This is a genomic window from Rhizobium sp. PEPV16, from assembly GCF_008919455.1.
Taxonomy (GTDB): Bacteria; Pseudomonadota; Alphaproteobacteria; order Rhizobiales; family Rhizobiaceae; genus Rhizobium; species Rhizobium leguminosarum_Q.
The window spans coordinates 1-13,738 of record NZ_VSZV01000315.1 but is presented as its reverse complement, the minus strand read 5'-3'; the positions used below and the strand labels follow the sequence as shown (position 1 = coordinate 13,738).

Here is a 13,738-nt window from a genome sequence, read left to right as displayed (position 1 = left end):
GCTTGGCCTGGAGCCTATTTCTTCGAAGCCTCGTAGAGCGCCTTTGTTTCCGCGTTCATCGGGTAGAGGCCGGGCAGCGGTACGCCCTCATCGATCCTGGTCATGATCCAGGCTTCCATGCGCTCCTGTTCCGGCGCTTCGGCCAGCACCACCTCGAGCAGATCGGCCGGGATCAGCACCGCGCCGTCCTGGTCGACGACGATAATGTCGTCAGGGAAAACAGCCACGCCGCCGCAGCCGATCGGCTGCTGCCAGGCGACGAAGGTGAGGCCGGCGACCGACGGCGGTGCTGCGACGCCACGGCACCAGACCGGCAGATTGGTGTCAAGCACGCCGGCAAGGTCGCGTACGACGCCGTCGGTGACGAGGGCGGCAACGCCTCTCTTCTGCATGCGGGCGCAGAGGATATCGCCGAAGATGCCGGCATCGGTAACGCCCATCGCGTCGACGACGGCGACACAGCCTTCCGGCATCGCTTCGATCGCGGCGCGCGTTGAGATCGGCGAGGCCCAGGATGCCGGCGTCGCCAGATCTTCGCGAGCCGGAACGAAGCGCAGGGTGAAGGCCGGGCCGACGATGCGCGGCTGGCCGGGCTTCAGGGGAACGGCGCCGCGGATCCAGACGTTCCGCAGGCCCTTCTTCAGAAGAACGGTCGTCAGGGTCGCCGTCGAGACGGTCTTGAGAATTGCTATCGCTTCAGCGCTGAGGGCCATCGGTGTTCGGTTCCAATTCGGTTTCTGTCAGATGCTCTGGATCATGCCGCCATCGACGCGGATCACCGATCCGGTCAGATAGGAGGCAGGCTCGCTCGCCAGGAAGGTGACGACATTGCCATATTCTTCCGGCCGGCCATAGCGGCCGAGCGGAATGCTGCCGGTGCTCTCAGTGACGACGTCATCGATGGAGCGGTTTTCGCGTTTGGCCTTCTGCTCGTCGAGGAAGGTGATGCGGCCGGTGGCGATCCGGCCCGGCAGGACGATGTTGACGGTGATGCCGTCGCGCCCGACCTCGCGCGCCAGAGTTTTCGACCAGCCGACCAATGACAGGCGCAACGCGTTGGAGATGCCGAGATTGGGGATCGGCGCGACCACGCCCGACGAGGTCGAGGTGACGATGCGCCCCCATTTGCGCGCCCGCATCTGGGGCAGCACACGATCGGTAATGGCGATGACTGAGAGCACCATGCTTTGGAAATACTGGTTCCACACCGTCGGATCCTGGCCGGAGACGGTGGTCGGCGGTGGGCCGCCGGTATTGTTGACGAGGATGTCGACCGGTCCGAACTGCCGTTCGATTGCAGCGACATGCGCATCGATCGAACCGAGATCGGAAAGATCCCATTGCAGTGCCAGCGCCTTGCCGCCTTCGGATTCGATCGCAGCCGCGATCTTCTCAGCAGCGGTGAGATCGATATCCGCCGCGGCAATTCTAGCGCCTTCGCGCGCAAGCTTGGCGGCTATCGCGCTGGCCAGTCCGCCGCCGGCGCCAAGCACCAGAGCCGTCTTGTCCTTCAGGCCGAAATCCATTCATCCATCTCCTCATAGGGTCGGGCCATCTTTCGGAGCAATGGATCGTAAATAAAATATGGCTTCTGCTTGGTTCAAGAGATAGAAAAACTATCGATGGACACGCGTTTTCTCGAAACCTTCATTGTCGTTGCCGAGCGGCACTCGCTGGCGGAGGCGGCCCAGCGGCTGAACCTCACGCCTGCCGCCGTTGCCCAGCGTATCCGCGCATTGGAGGCCGAGCTCGGGGTGCGGCTGCTGGTGCGCTCCGGCCGCGTGATGCGGCCGACGGAAGCCGGTTTTGCCATTCTCGAACGTTGCCGGGATCTGGTGCGCGATACACGCGACCTGAAGGCGATGGCCGGTACCGCTACGATTTCGGGCGAGATGCGGATCGGGGCGATCAATACGGCGCTGACCGGTCTCGTTCCCGGCATTCTCCACCGCCTTGCGCAGGACTATCCACTGATCGAAATCTTCCTCAAGCCGGGCGCGTCGATGGATCTCTATGCCGAGGTTCTGAACGGCACGCTGGACGCAGCCTTCATCATCGAACCGCGATTTCCGATGCAGAAGACGCTGACCTTCAACAAGCTGCGCCAGGAACCCCTGGTGCTGATCGCGCCGCGGGACTGCGAAGGCGCGGATCCGCTCGAACTGCTGCAGACCCTGCCCTTCATCCGCTACGACCGCAACCAATGGGGTGGTCACATCGCCGACGAATATCTGCGCGAGATCGGCATCCGCCCGGTCGAGCGTTATGAGCTCGACGCGCTGGAGGCGATCGCGGTGATGGTAGATCGCGGTCTCGGGATCTCGATCGTGCCTGATTGGGCGCCGCCCTGGCCGGGGGGATTAGATATCGTCAAGCTGCCCCTGCCCCGCTCGTCCAATATGCGCACGGTCGGCATCGTGGTGACGCGATCCTCGCCACGGGCAAATCTCGTCGCCGCGCTTCTGGAAACCAGCCGCGCGGCGATGGGGCTCTGATCAATTTCAGGCGATCTTCTGACGGACCGGCAGTTTCCAGCCGGGCCGGACGAAATGGCAGGTATAGCCGTTCGGAATCCGCTCCAGATAATCCTGGTGTTCGGGCTCGGCCTCCCAGAAATCACTGACCGGCACGACTTCGGTGACAACTTTGCCGGGCCACAGGCCTGATGCATCGACATCGGCGATCGTATCCCTGGCAACGCGCTCCTGCTCAGGGGTCACGTAGAAGATCGCCGAGCGGTAGCTCAAGCCAACGTCGTTGCCCTGGCGGTTGCGCGTACTCGGGTCGTGGATCTGGAAGAAGAATTCGAGGATTTCCCGATAGCTGATCCTTGCGGGGTCGAAGATGATTTCGATCGCCTCGGCATGGGTTCCGTGGTTGCGGTAGGTGGCATTCGGCACATCGCCGCCGGTATAGCCGACGCGGGTCGAAATCACGCCCTTGTATCGGCGGATGAGGTCCTGCATGCCCCAGAAGCAACCACCGGCGAGGACTGCACGTTCTTCGGTCATTGGATATCTCCTTTTCCGCAAGAGATAGTGTCTCCTGCCGCCGATTTCCACACGGCGCAATTAGCACAGCTGTGCAATTTCCCCGTCGAGACGCCCGATCCTGTCATGTCGATGTTACGCGCCGGCGCTAGCAAGGCCTTGGACAATCCTGCGGAGGCTGAGCCTCGACACCTGATGGAGACGGGTTATGAATAGACGCGAATTTCTGATCACATCGTCGGCTGCAGCCGGTCTGCTGGCTCTTCCGCGTTTCGCATCGGCTGCGGCCGGCACGATCGACCTCTACAGCGGTTCGGATGCCAACATCGTCGACCTCTGGAACAACGTCATCCGCCCGGCTTTCGAAAAGGCGCATCCGGGTGTCGCCCTGAAGGTGACCGATGCCGGCGACAATAATGGCCTGCGCGCCATCGCCGACCGTGCGCTCGCCGCGCTGAAGACGAAGACCGATCCGCAGGCCGACCTTTTCGAGCAGTTCGATCCGCGCCTGCCGTCCGGCGGCATCGATGCCGGGCTCTGGGTCAAATTCTCCGCCGAGAACATCGAAGGCTACGACCATATAAACCCGCTTGCCTTCGATACCCCCTACTCCCTTCCCTATCGCGGTTCGCAGGTGCTTCTCGCCTACGACACGACCAAGCTCGATCCGAAGGATGCGCCGAAGAGCTGGGATCAGCTCACCACCTGGATCAAGGCCAATCCGGGCCAGTTCATCTACAACCGTCCCGACAAGGGCGGTTCGGGCGGAAATTTCGTCCGCCGCGCGATCCATGAAGCGAACGGCCGCGATCCGAAGAAGTTCAAGATCGACAATTTCACCGCCGATTTCGCCACTGAGACGCTGACGCCGGCCTGGAAGATCCTCAACGACCTCGCCCCGGCGCTCTATGACAAGGGCGCCTATACGGCCGGCAACACCCAGTCGATCCAGCTGCTCGCCCAGGGCGTCGTCACCATGGTGCCGGTCTGGTCGGACCAGGTGCTGCAGGCAATCTCCCAGGGCGTACTGCCTGATACGACCGGCTTGGTGCAGCTTAGCGATCTTGCCCTTTGCGGCGGCTTCTCCAGCATCACCGTCTTCTCGAACGGCGCCAACAAGGATGCGGCCCTGAAGCTTGCCGCATTCATGCTGACGAAGGAAATGCAGGAAGCGATCATCACCGGGATCGGCGGTTTCCCTGCCGTCTCCTGGGACCACATCTCCGACGATCTCCGCAAGAAATATGCCGACGTCATTCCGGCGACCATCCCGACCTTCCCGGGTGGCGATTGGGAAAAGGCGATCGCTGACGGCTGGTATCGCAACGTTGCTCCGGGCATCAGCCGCACCTGATGTCCACTGATACTGCGCCGGCGGTTCTGCGCCGTCACCGGTCCATCAACAGGGGGAGCTCTATCGGGCTCCTCCTCGTTGCCCTGCCGGTCCTCCTGCTCGCATGGCTGATCGTCTTTCCGATCTTTTCGGCGGTCGTCGGCACGATCTTCGTTCGAGGCCCTGACGGCGCGACGGAATTCTCGCTTGCCTCCTATCGCTTCTTCTTCACCGACGGCTACAGCCTGGGCAATCTGTGGCTGACGCTCTGGACCACCACCGTCTGCGGTATTCTGCTTCTGGCGATCGGCCTTCCGATCGCGCTTTATCTCCGGTTCTCGCAAGGACGCCTTGCCGCCTATGTGCAGGCTCTTGCGATCTTCCCGATGTTCGTGCCGTCGATCATTCTCGCCTATGCGCTGATCAGGACGATCGGGCCGAACGGCACCGTCGACCTGTTGCTGAATGCCGTCAGCCTGCCCAAGCTGCGCACGCCCTATCTGACGCCGTGGGGACCGGTCATCGGCCTCGTCTGGGATAATCTTCCCTTGACGGTGCTGATGCTGACGGCGGGGCTTTCCTCCGTTTCGAACAGCGCCATCGAGGCCGCCCGCGATGTCGGCGCAGGCCCGCTCCGGGTGTTCATCGCTATCATTCTGCCGCGCATGGGCAATTCCCTGCTGGTGACGGCGTCCTTCGCCGTGCTCGGCATCTTCTCCGCCTTCACCCTGCCCTATGTGCTCGGCTCCGCATCGCCGGAGATGATGGGGCCGTTCATGCAGCGCACCTTCGCCGACATGAACGACCCGCTGAACGCCATGACCCAGGCCGTCATCACCTTCGGCTTCTGCCTGGTCTTCGGTATCTTCTATATCAGGTCGATCGCCCGCAACCGCGAGGCCCAGCCATGAGTGCCGGCAGATCGGGAACGGATCTTCGCTTCGACTGGATCGGCATGCTCTTCGCGTGCCTGCTGACGCTGTTCATCGCGCTGCCGCTGATCGTCGTCGGAACATGGGCCTTCACCGAGGTCTGGCGTTATCCATCGGTAATCCCGCAGCAATTCGGCCTGCGTTTCTGGGGCCAGACGCTGGCGCGTCCGGATGTCTGGGACGCTCTCTTCCTCAGCCTGCGGCTGACGACGACGGTGACCATTCTTTCCGCCGTGATCTGCCTTCCCGCTGCTTACGCCTTTGCGCGCATGCGCTTTCCCGGCAGGAACATCCTGTTCCTGTCGTTTCTCGCATCGCATGCCTTTCCGAAATTCGGCCTGCTCGTTGCCATTGCCGGTATCTTCCTGCAGCTCGGCCTGATCAGCACGTTCTGGGGCGTTGTGCTGATCCAGCTTGTCGGCACGCTGATGCTGATGATCTGGATTCCGGTCGCAGCCTTCCAGAATGTCGACCGGCGCATGGAAGAGGCGGCGCGCGATGCCGGCGCAACCCCGCTGCGCGTCTTCTGGTCGATCACCCTGCCGCAGGCCGGACCCACAATCGCAGCCGCACTGCTTTTGACCTTCGTCGGCACCTTCTACGAGACCGAAGGTGCCTGGCTGATCGGCGCGCCTCAGATCCGCACCATGCCGGTGCTGATGATCAGCTTCATCAACAACCAGATCGTCGTGCAATACGGCGCCGTACTGTCAGTCATGCTGTGGGTGCCGTCCTTCATCGCGCTGATGTTTGCCCGCCGCGTGATCGGCACCGGCGCATTCGCACGAGGCTTCGGCGCATGAGGCGCGTACCAGTTCAAGGAAGGGTTTGAGAATGGCACATCTTTCGATCGAGGGCGTTTCGAAGCTGTTCGGGACCACCTTTGCCGTTCGCGACTTCTCGCTCGAAGTGGGCGACGGCGAACTCGTCTGCCTGCTTGGCCCATCCGGTTCCGGCAAGTCGACGCTTCTCAGGATGATCGGCGGCTTCGAGCGCCCGAGCGGCGGAACGATCCGCATCGACGCGAAGGATGTGACGACGCTGCCGCCCGAGCGACGCCCGACCGGTATGGTATTCCAGAGCCATGCGCTCTGGACGCACATGGATGTCTTCAACAACATCGCCTTCGGCCTGAAGCTCCGCCGGCTGCCGAAATCCGAAATCCGTGAGCGTGTCGAGGATGCGCTTGCGTTGGTCGGCCTTGCCGACTACGGCCGCCGGATGACGACGCAACTGTCAGGCGGTCAGCAGCAGCGCGTCGCGCTTGCCCGCTCGCTGGTGCTTGAGCCGAAGATCCTTCTGCTCGACGAGCCCTTCGCCAGCCTCGACCAGCACTTACGAGAAAGGCTGCGGGAGGAAGTGCGCGATATTCAGCAGCGCCTCGGCATCACCACGCTCTTCGTCACCCATGGCCAGGACGAGGCCTTAGCGCTCGCCGACCGCATCGTCGTCATGCGCGACGGGTGCACCGAACAGATCGCGCCGCCGAGCACCATCTACCGGCAGCCGCAGACGGCCTTCGTCGCCGGTTTCATCGGCTCGATGAATTTTGTCCAGAGTCAGACCAGAAACGGCGTCTGCGAACATCCGCTCTTCCCGCTTGCGGTTCCTGTCGAGGATGGGCCAGTGACGCTGGCCGCCCGCCCGGAAGCGTTGACGATCCGTTCCTCGGGCCGGGTCGATGCTGCGACAGTCCATCGCATCGTCGATTTCGGCACCCATAAGATGGTCGATGTCGATCTTGCCGACGGCAGCCGCCTGAAGGCGATGGTGGCGCCGGACGATCGGATCCGGGCCGGGATGAGAGTCGAGCCGAGTTTCGCCGGCTTTTTCGTCTTCCGCGACAACGAGCTCGTCCATCAGTCGACGCCGGCAAAGGGCGATACCGAGGTCGAGTTGTTGCCAGTCTAGGCAGCCGGCTTCTATCGGGCGCGCCAGTTCACGCCTTACTCTGGAAGCCTTCGAGCAACCAGGGATGCAGCGCCTTGCTGGCGGCCAGGATATCGCTCTTTCCGACAACCGCAGCGCCGGAAAAACGGGTGACGATGCCGCCCGCCTCTTCGACCAGCAGCGCCGAGGCGCCGAAATCATGGATCGCGAGCCCGTCTTCGAAGAATCCGTCCAGCCGGCCGCAAGCGACATAGGCGATCGACAGCGCCGCCGAGCCGAGGCGGCGCACACCCGCGGTATTCGCCATCAGGCGTTTGACGGCCTCGAAATAGGTCTCTTCCGCAACCGCCGTGACCTGGCCGGGGATCGGCAGGCCGGCGCCGACAAGCACATTCTCGATGTCGCCGACATCGGCGCAGCGGATACGCTCGCCGTTCAGATAGGCGCCGCCGCCGATCTCGGCGCTGAACAGCTCGTCCTGCATGGCGTCATAGACGACGCCCATGACGAGCCTGCCGCTCTCGACGATCGAGATCGTCATGCCAAAATGCGGAATGCCCCAGGCGTAATTGGTCGTGCCGTCGATCGGGTCGATGTAGATAACAGGCGTTTCCGGACCCGCCGTGCGGTTGCCGACGGCTTCCTCGCCCTGGATGGCATAGTCCGGGAAGGCCTTCGCCATCTCGTCGACGATGATCCGCTCGACGGCGACATCGATTTCGGTCTGATAATCGCGCGGCGCCTTGGCGAGCATTTCTGCCGACGTTCTTCGCCGCAGGGAGCCGCGGGCGGTTTCGCCCGCCTTCAATACCGTTTCGGCAAGCACGACGAGGCGGGACGAGGCGGTCGGGGAAAGACGCGCGGAAATCGGGGAAGATGTCATGAGAAAAGTCCGGATGCTGCTGATATGACGGAGTGAATCGCGAGGAGCCCATCCCTTCGCAGAGGCCAATGATGGTTTTATGAAGCGCGCCCATGCCGAGCGGATTATCTCAAGATCGCTTCAAGCTCGGAAATGGTCGGAAATGCCTTTCTTGTTCCATGTCTTGAGACGGTGATGGCTGCGGCTGCAACTGCGTGTTCGATGGCTAGCCTGTCCAGGCGCTGCCCGCGCAGCGCGCAGGATGCAAGTGCTGCGGCCATGAAGGTATCGCCTGCGCCCGTTGTATCCACAACCTCGCAGACGTGGGCGGGCACTTCGATGCTATCGTGCCGGTTCACGAGCGTCGCGCCGTCACCGCCCAGCGTCAGGACGATTTCACGCAGGCCTCGGCTCAGCAGATATTCGGCAGCATCCCTGCCCGTCGTTCCCGTCAGGGCCTGCGCCTCGCCCTTGTTGAGGAAGGCGATGTCGATCAGATCCCAGAGATCGGAGAAATAGGAGCGCACCGGCGAGGGATTGAAAGCGGTGACCATGCCGATCGCTCTCGCATGCTCGAGAATGTCGCGCGTCGTCCGGTCGGAGAGGTTGCCCTGCAGCATCATCAGATCGCCGGAGCCGGCCGTCGAGAGGATACGCCTGACATCGGAGAGGGACAGGCTTTGCGCCGATTCCGTCGTCGTGACGATGGCATTCTCGCCGCCCGGCAGCCGGAAGATGATCGAGACGTCGCTCGATGCATCTTCCATTTCGATCAGTTCGCTCCGAAGCGGCTCATCCGCGAGGTAATGGCGTATCGTATCGGCCCTCGCATCCCTGCCGACGGGCGCCACCAGCGTTGTCGGAACGCCGCAGCGGGCCATGACGACCGCCTGGTTCGTGCCCTTGCCGCCGAGATCGCTGCCCCCGGCATTGCCGAGGATGGAGACGCCGATAACGGGAAGTTCGGAGACGGCGATGGTTTCGTCGATGGCGACGTTACCGACTATGTAGGCGCGCATGCATCCACTTTCGCAAGGTAAGGCTAAAGGTAAGGCGCATCGTGAAAATCGATCTCGAGCTGCATCGCCCGGCCGAAGATCGCGCTGAGCCGCGCTTTTTCATCCTCTTCCAGCGTTTCTCCTGCCACGTCGAGTTCATTCTTCAGCCATTGCGCCTGGGCGGCGAAATTCGGATCGACATGCATGTCGACCCATTCCTTCAAGAGGGGATCGCTGATCGGGCGGCTGGCTGCTTGCCTACACCAGGTCCAATACATCCACTCGGCCGCAAACATCGCCGCGACCGTATCGAGGAAGCCGCCCTGGCGGGCGATCTCCAACATGCCGGCGCGAAAGGCCTCGACCTCGGCGATGCCGGTATCGAAGGACGAGGGATCGATGCCGCGACTGGCGAAGGTACGCTCGAAATAGGTGATCTGCTCGTTGGCAAGCGCATCGAGAACCGCGATCAGCCAGCGCTTCTGCGCCATCGTCCCGGCGGTCGCCGCGGCAAAGGCGAAGATCGAGATGGCGCTGTCGACGAAGGCGCCTTCATAGACGAGATAACGCTCGAAAGCCTCCTTGCTCAGCCTGTCGTTCTTGACGTCCTCGACGAAGCGGTGGCTCAGCATCGTCCGGAAGACGGCGTTGTTCTCGCGCAGGATGCGGTCTGAAAGGCTTTCTGCCGCCATGCTCAACCCTCCAGCCCTGGCTCGGCGGCAGCCCGGAAGGCGCGCACCCGCTCTATGTCGACCGGGTTCCACCAGACGCCGCCATGCTTCAGCGAAGAGGCGACGATGACGCCGTTGGTGCGGCTCAGAATATCGACGATATTGTCCTTGTTGACGCCGGAGCCGACGAGCAGCGGCAGGTGCGTCGCCGCGCCGATCTCCTCGATCGCCTCCATCGTTGCCGAATTGCCGGTTCGCTCGCCGGTGGCGATGACGCCGTCGGCATCGAAGAAGGCGAGGTCGCGCGTCAGCTCCTGGATCGAGCGGTCGGCGACGATGGCGTGGCTGCCATGCTTGACGTGGCTGTCGGCAAAAACCTTGATGTGCTCGGCTCTCAGCAGCGAGCGGTAACGCATGGCTTCGGCGGCCCTGCCCTCCATGAAGCCTTCATTGGCGACATAGGCATTGGCCCATTGATTGACGCGGATGAATTTGGCGCCGCCGGCCATGGCGATGGCGAAGGCCGGGATCGGCGCGTTGGCAAGCACGTTGACGCCAAGCGGAATGCCGGCCGCCCGCGCGATTCGATCGGTGACGACGGACATGAAACCGGTCGTCTCGGGGCCGATATCCTCGGGCTTCGAGAACGGCACGTCGCCGTGATTTTCGATGATCAGCCCATGCAGGCCGCCTTCCACGCAGGCTTCGGCGTCGCGCATGCACGCGTCGTAGATCGCATCCATCGCAGCCCCCCGGTAGCGCGGCGCGCCCGGAAAGGCCGGGCAATGGATCATGCCGATCAGAACCTTGTCCCTGCCGAAGATATCCCTGATGGCGTTGGACGGCCTGTCCGAAATTTCCTGCATGTCATTCCCTTTCCAATTCCTGCCGCGCTGAAATCACGCCTGCTTTTCGGTGAGCCAGCCGAGGATGTTCTTCCAGAGCCGGCCGTAGCCTTCCCATTCGCAGAAAGCGGGCGAGAGCCAGTGCGGGCCGATATCCGACGTCCAGGCTGCCGTCCGCCCAGTGCCGTGCGTGCCGACGACGAGCAGCGGATGGCCGCCCTGATCCTCCGGCAGGCGCGCGACGATCTCGACATCGGCACGGTCTCGCACTTCGACCTCGTTGACGCCGAGAAGCACCGGCCAGGCGCCTTCGAGACCCTGCATCGTCGGATGCTCCGGCTTCACGACCTCAGCAACGGTGCCCTCGGGAATTTCGACGCGGTCGTCATAAGGCAGGCAGGTGACGGGCAGCGTGTCTTCGACGGGGGTGCGCCGCCAGCGAGCCTTGCCGTCGATGCCCTGGAAGGAGAAGTAGCCGCCGACCATCAGCAGGCCGCCGCCCTTCTCCACCCACGCCTTCAGAAGCTTCAGGCGGTTCGGCACGGTGCGCGAATGCAGCCACACATCCGGTGGCAGCAGCAGCGAGTTGGCGCCGATATCGGAGAGAATGATGGTGTCATAGGCGTCGAGCCCGGCCATATCGAAGGGAAATTTCTCCACTGCCTCATGCGCCGGCATATAGGTGAGCTCGAAGGCGCTGCCGGCGAGCGCCTTGACCAGCGGTTCGGCGCCGAGATGGAAGGTGACGCTGCCGAACTGGTCGAAGCCTTTGTAATGGGTAGCGGAGCTGACCCAGCTCTCGCCGGCAAGGAGGATTTTCTTGGTCATGGTCTGCGTTTACCTGTGATCGATTGAATGGATGGAGCTAAAGCATGTCGCGCAAAAGTGTGCAGCGGTTTTGCGATAACGACATGCGTAAAAACAAAGACCTAAAGCGCGACGCGCTTTAGCCTCCGGCATGAAAGACGCGGCGCGGATTGCTGCGCATCATTTCGTCGAGAACCGTCCTGTCGAGGCCGTGCCGCTGAAGACGGGGAAGGAAGTGGCGAAGGATGTAGGCGTAGCCGTTGCCGCCGTAATGCGTCAGCATCATCTTCAGAAAGACGTCGTGCGACAGAAGAATCCGGTCGAGATAACCGGCCTCGACGAGACGCACGATCGCGCGCGCCGCCTCCTCGTCGCTCGGGCACTGCACCTGCTGGTCGGCATAGAAGAAATCCATGCCGATCATGTCGTATTCAATGAAGGCGCCGCGCTCGGCCAGCTCGCTCTGATAGCTGATGTCGTCATGCGACGGGTTCATGTGGCAAAGCACGGTGTGGCGGAGATCCGCCCCCTCCTCCGCCACCACGTCGAGCACGCGGTGGCCGAGACGGAACCAGCCCGGCAGATGCACCATCAGCGGAAGACCGGTCAGCATCTGCGCGCGTGCGGCACCGCGCAGCGATTTCTCCTCCTCGGCGGTGAAATCCGAGGAGACGCCGATTTCGCCGATCAGGCCGATCCTGACGCCGGTGCCGTCGACTCCTTCCCTCGCCTCGCGGACGATTTCGCCCGCGATGTCATCGACGCTCATCGTGGCGACGCCTTCCGGATGCGAGGAGCCGAGATAATAACCCGCGCCCATCACGATGTTGAGGCCTGAGGCTTCGGAGATACGCCGGAGCGCCAGCGGATCGCGGCCGATGCCCTTGCAGGTCGGTTCCACCACGGTGCGCCCGCCCGCCGTGGCGAAATCCTTGAGCTCGGCCACCGCCAGATGTTCGTCGTCGAGCGTGATATTGTGCTTGTTGACGAAGGGATCCTGCCTGAGTTCGCCGAGGATCTCCATGCAGACGAAGCTTTCGGCGAGATATTGCCGTTCCGGCGTCTTCGGCGCATGCCACCAGCAGCGGCAGTCGTTGAGGATATGCTCGTGCATCAGCGTCACGCCGAGTGCATCCGCCGAAACGGGACCGGTAACGGTCATCACCTTGCCGGAGCGGACATGCGCTTCGGACAGGCTTTCTGCTGTCTGTTCGCTCATCGCCTCATCCTTTCCTGCCCAGCCGGAAATGGAAATTGGCCGTGAAGATGCGCGTGTTCAGCCAGATGGCGACGAGGATGATGGCGCCGGTGACGATCTGGGTGAAGAACGGCGATATATGCATCAGGATCAGGCCGTTGCCGATGACGGCGATGGTCAGCGTTCCCAATACGGTGCCGAGGATGGTGCCGCGTCCGCCCATCAGCGACGTTCCGCCGAGCACGACGGCGGCGATCACCTGCAGCTCGAAACCGACGGCGGCATTAGACGAGCCGGAGCCGAGTCGGGCGGCGATCAGCAGGCCGGCGACGGCGCAGGCGACGCCGGAGATGATATAGACCGAGGCGATGATCCATTTGGCGGGCATGCCGACGCGCCGCGCCGCCTCTGCATTGGAGCCGACCGCCACGACCTGGCGGCCATATTTGGTCGCGGTGATGACGACGTAGCCGAGAATAGCGATGACGACGGCAATGACCGCCGGAATCGGGAAGCTGAAGATTTCGCCCCGGCCGAGTGCGAAGAAGCCCGGCGCATCCTTGATCGGAATGGAATAGCCCTGCGTCAGATAGAGCGCCAGGCCGCGCAGGATCGAGAGGCCGGCAAGTGTCACGATGAAGGCCGGGATGCCCTGATAGGCGGTAAACCAGCCCTGAACCAGCCCCATGAAGCCGCCGAGCACGAGCATACCGATGACTACAGACGGCCAGGGAACACCCATCGCCATGACGATCGCCGCGACCGCATTGACGAGCGCGACCTGCGAGCCGACCGAAAGATCGATGCCGCCGGTGATGATGACGAAGGTCATGGCGATGGCGACGATCAGGATGGGGGCCGCCTGCCTGATGATGTTCAGGATGTTGCCGAGCGTGAAGAAGGTTTCGCTGCCGATCGAGAAGAAGATCATGCAGGCCAGGAAGAAAATGGCGATCGACAGGACCTGTGCGTGTTCACCGAAGAAATCGGCGACGCGCGAGCCGTGGCCGCGTTCCGTATAAGCCGTCATTGTCTGGCTCCTTCACCGACGATCAGCCTGACGAGATCTTCGAGATTGGTGCTGCCGATCTGCCGTTCGGCGACCTTCGTGCCCTCGTACATTACCGCGATGCGGTCGCAGACCCGGAAAAGGTCCTGCAGCCGGTGGGTGATGAGGATCACCGAAACGCCGTTCGCCTTGACGCGGTTGAT

15 protein-coding genes and 1 pseudogene are annotated in these 13,738 nt (G+C 62.7%); 5 read left to right on the top strand and 11 right to left on the bottom strand.

What is annotated here, in order from left to right; translation table 11 throughout:
- Window positions 1-14: 14 nt before the first annotated feature.
- A complete protein-coding gene (locus FY112_RS19175) occupies window positions 15-713 on the bottom strand; it encodes a ribonuclease activity regulator RraA (protein WP_017957496.1) in 699 nt (232 codons plus the stop codon).
- 27 nt (window positions 714-740) lie between these two features.
- Entirely contained in the window at window positions 741-1,526 is a 786-nt protein-coding gene (locus tag FY112_RS19170) for an SDR family oxidoreductase (protein WP_151519053.1), read from the bottom strand.
- 96 nt (window positions 1,527-1,622) lie between these two features.
- Between FY112_RS19170 and FY112_RS19165 the strand changes: the two genes are divergently transcribed.
- On the top strand, window positions 1,623-2,495 hold the full coding sequence (locus FY112_RS19165; protein ID WP_017957494.1) for a LysR family transcriptional regulator: 873 nt from the start codon (window positions 1,623-1,625) through the stop codon (window positions 2,493-2,495).
- Between the two features lie 6 nt (window positions 2,496-2,501).
- On the opposite strand, the gene msrA is transcribed toward FY112_RS19165, so the two are convergent.
- Window positions 2,502-3,011: a peptide-methionine (S)-S-oxide reductase MsrA gene (msrA, locus tag FY112_RS19160; RefSeq protein WP_012760071.1), complete on the bottom strand. Its 510-nt coding sequence runs from the start codon at window positions 3,009-3,011 to the stop codon at window positions 2,502-2,504.
- A 187-nt stretch (window positions 3,012-3,198) separates the two neighbouring features.
- Between msrA and FY112_RS19155 the strand changes: the two genes are divergently transcribed.
- From FY112_RS19155 to FY112_RS19140, 4 genes are read left to right on the top strand one after another with little or no spacing between them, the layout of a single operon-like run.
- On the top strand, window positions 3,199-4,344 hold the full coding sequence (locus FY112_RS19155; protein WP_017957493.1) for an extracellular solute-binding protein: 1,146 nt from the start codon (window positions 3,199-3,201) through the stop codon (window positions 4,342-4,344).
- Entirely contained in the window at window positions 4,344-5,234 is an 891-nt protein-coding gene (locus FY112_RS19150; protein WP_017957492.1) for an ABC transporter permease subunit, read from the top strand. Before FY112_RS19155 ends, FY112_RS19150 begins: the two co-directional genes overlap by 1 nt.
- On the top strand, window positions 5,231-6,058 hold the full coding sequence (locus FY112_RS19145; protein ID WP_017957491.1) for an ABC transporter permease subunit: 828 nt from the start codon (window positions 5,231-5,233) through the stop codon (window positions 6,056-6,058). The genes FY112_RS19150 and FY112_RS19145 overlap by 4 nt, the downstream gene beginning before the upstream one ends.
- Window positions 6,059-6,089: 31 nt before the next feature.
- The gene (locus FY112_RS19140; RefSeq protein ID WP_017957490.1) at window positions 6,090-7,166 is read left to right on the top strand and encodes an ABC transporter ATP-binding protein; all 1,077 of its coding nucleotides are present in this window, start codon (window positions 6,090-6,092) and stop codon (window positions 7,164-7,166) included.
- A gap of 28 nt (window positions 7,167-7,194) precedes the next feature.
- Here the strand turns inward: FY112_RS19140 and FY112_RS19135 are convergent, their stop codons facing one another.
- From FY112_RS19135 to FY112_RS19100, 8 genes and pseudogenes are all read right to left on the bottom strand, one after another.
- The gene (locus FY112_RS19135) at window positions 7,195-8,028 is read right to left on the bottom strand and encodes an inositol monophosphatase family protein (protein ID WP_017957489.1); all 834 of its coding nucleotides are present in this window, start codon (window positions 8,026-8,028) and stop codon (window positions 7,195-7,197) included.
- Between the two features lie 104 nt (window positions 8,029-8,132).
- Window positions 8,133-9,026: a ribokinase gene (locus tag FY112_RS19130; RefSeq protein ID WP_151519052.1), complete on the bottom strand. Its 894-nt coding sequence runs from the start codon at window positions 9,024-9,026 to the stop codon at window positions 8,133-8,135.
- 23 nt (window positions 9,027-9,049) lie between these two features.
- Window positions 9,050-9,697, bottom strand: a complete 648-nt coding sequence (locus FY112_RS19125; protein WP_094089000.1) for a TenA family protein — start codon at window positions 9,695-9,697, stop codon at window positions 9,050-9,052.
- Window positions 9,698-9,699: 2 nt separating this feature from the next.
- Window positions 9,700-10,542 (bottom strand): BtpA/SgcQ family protein, encoded by an 843-nt coding sequence (locus FY112_RS19120; RefSeq protein ID WP_094088999.1) that lies wholly within the window; start codon window positions 10,540-10,542, stop codon window positions 9,700-9,702.
- Between the two features lie 33 nt (window positions 10,543-10,575).
- Window positions 10,576-11,349, bottom strand: a complete 774-nt coding sequence (locus tag FY112_RS19115; protein WP_151519051.1) for a glutamine amidotransferase — start codon at window positions 11,347-11,349, stop codon at window positions 10,576-10,578.
- Between the two features lie 118 nt (window positions 11,350-11,467).
- Complete coding sequence (locus FY112_RS19110) at window positions 11,468-12,547, bottom strand: phosphotriesterase (RefSeq protein WP_131719467.1); 1,080 nt, start codon at window positions 12,545-12,547, stop codon at window positions 11,468-11,470.
- A gap of 4 nt (window positions 12,548-12,551) precedes the next feature.
- Entirely contained in the window at window positions 12,552-13,556 is a 1,005-nt protein-coding gene (locus FY112_RS19105) for an ABC transporter permease (RefSeq protein WP_017957483.1), read from the bottom strand.
- Window positions 13,553-13,738, bottom strand: a pseudogene (locus FY112_RS19100) (sugar ABC transporter ATP-binding protein); the annotation flags it as partial. The gene FY112_RS19105 and the pseudogene FY112_RS19100, both read right to left, overlap by 4 nt.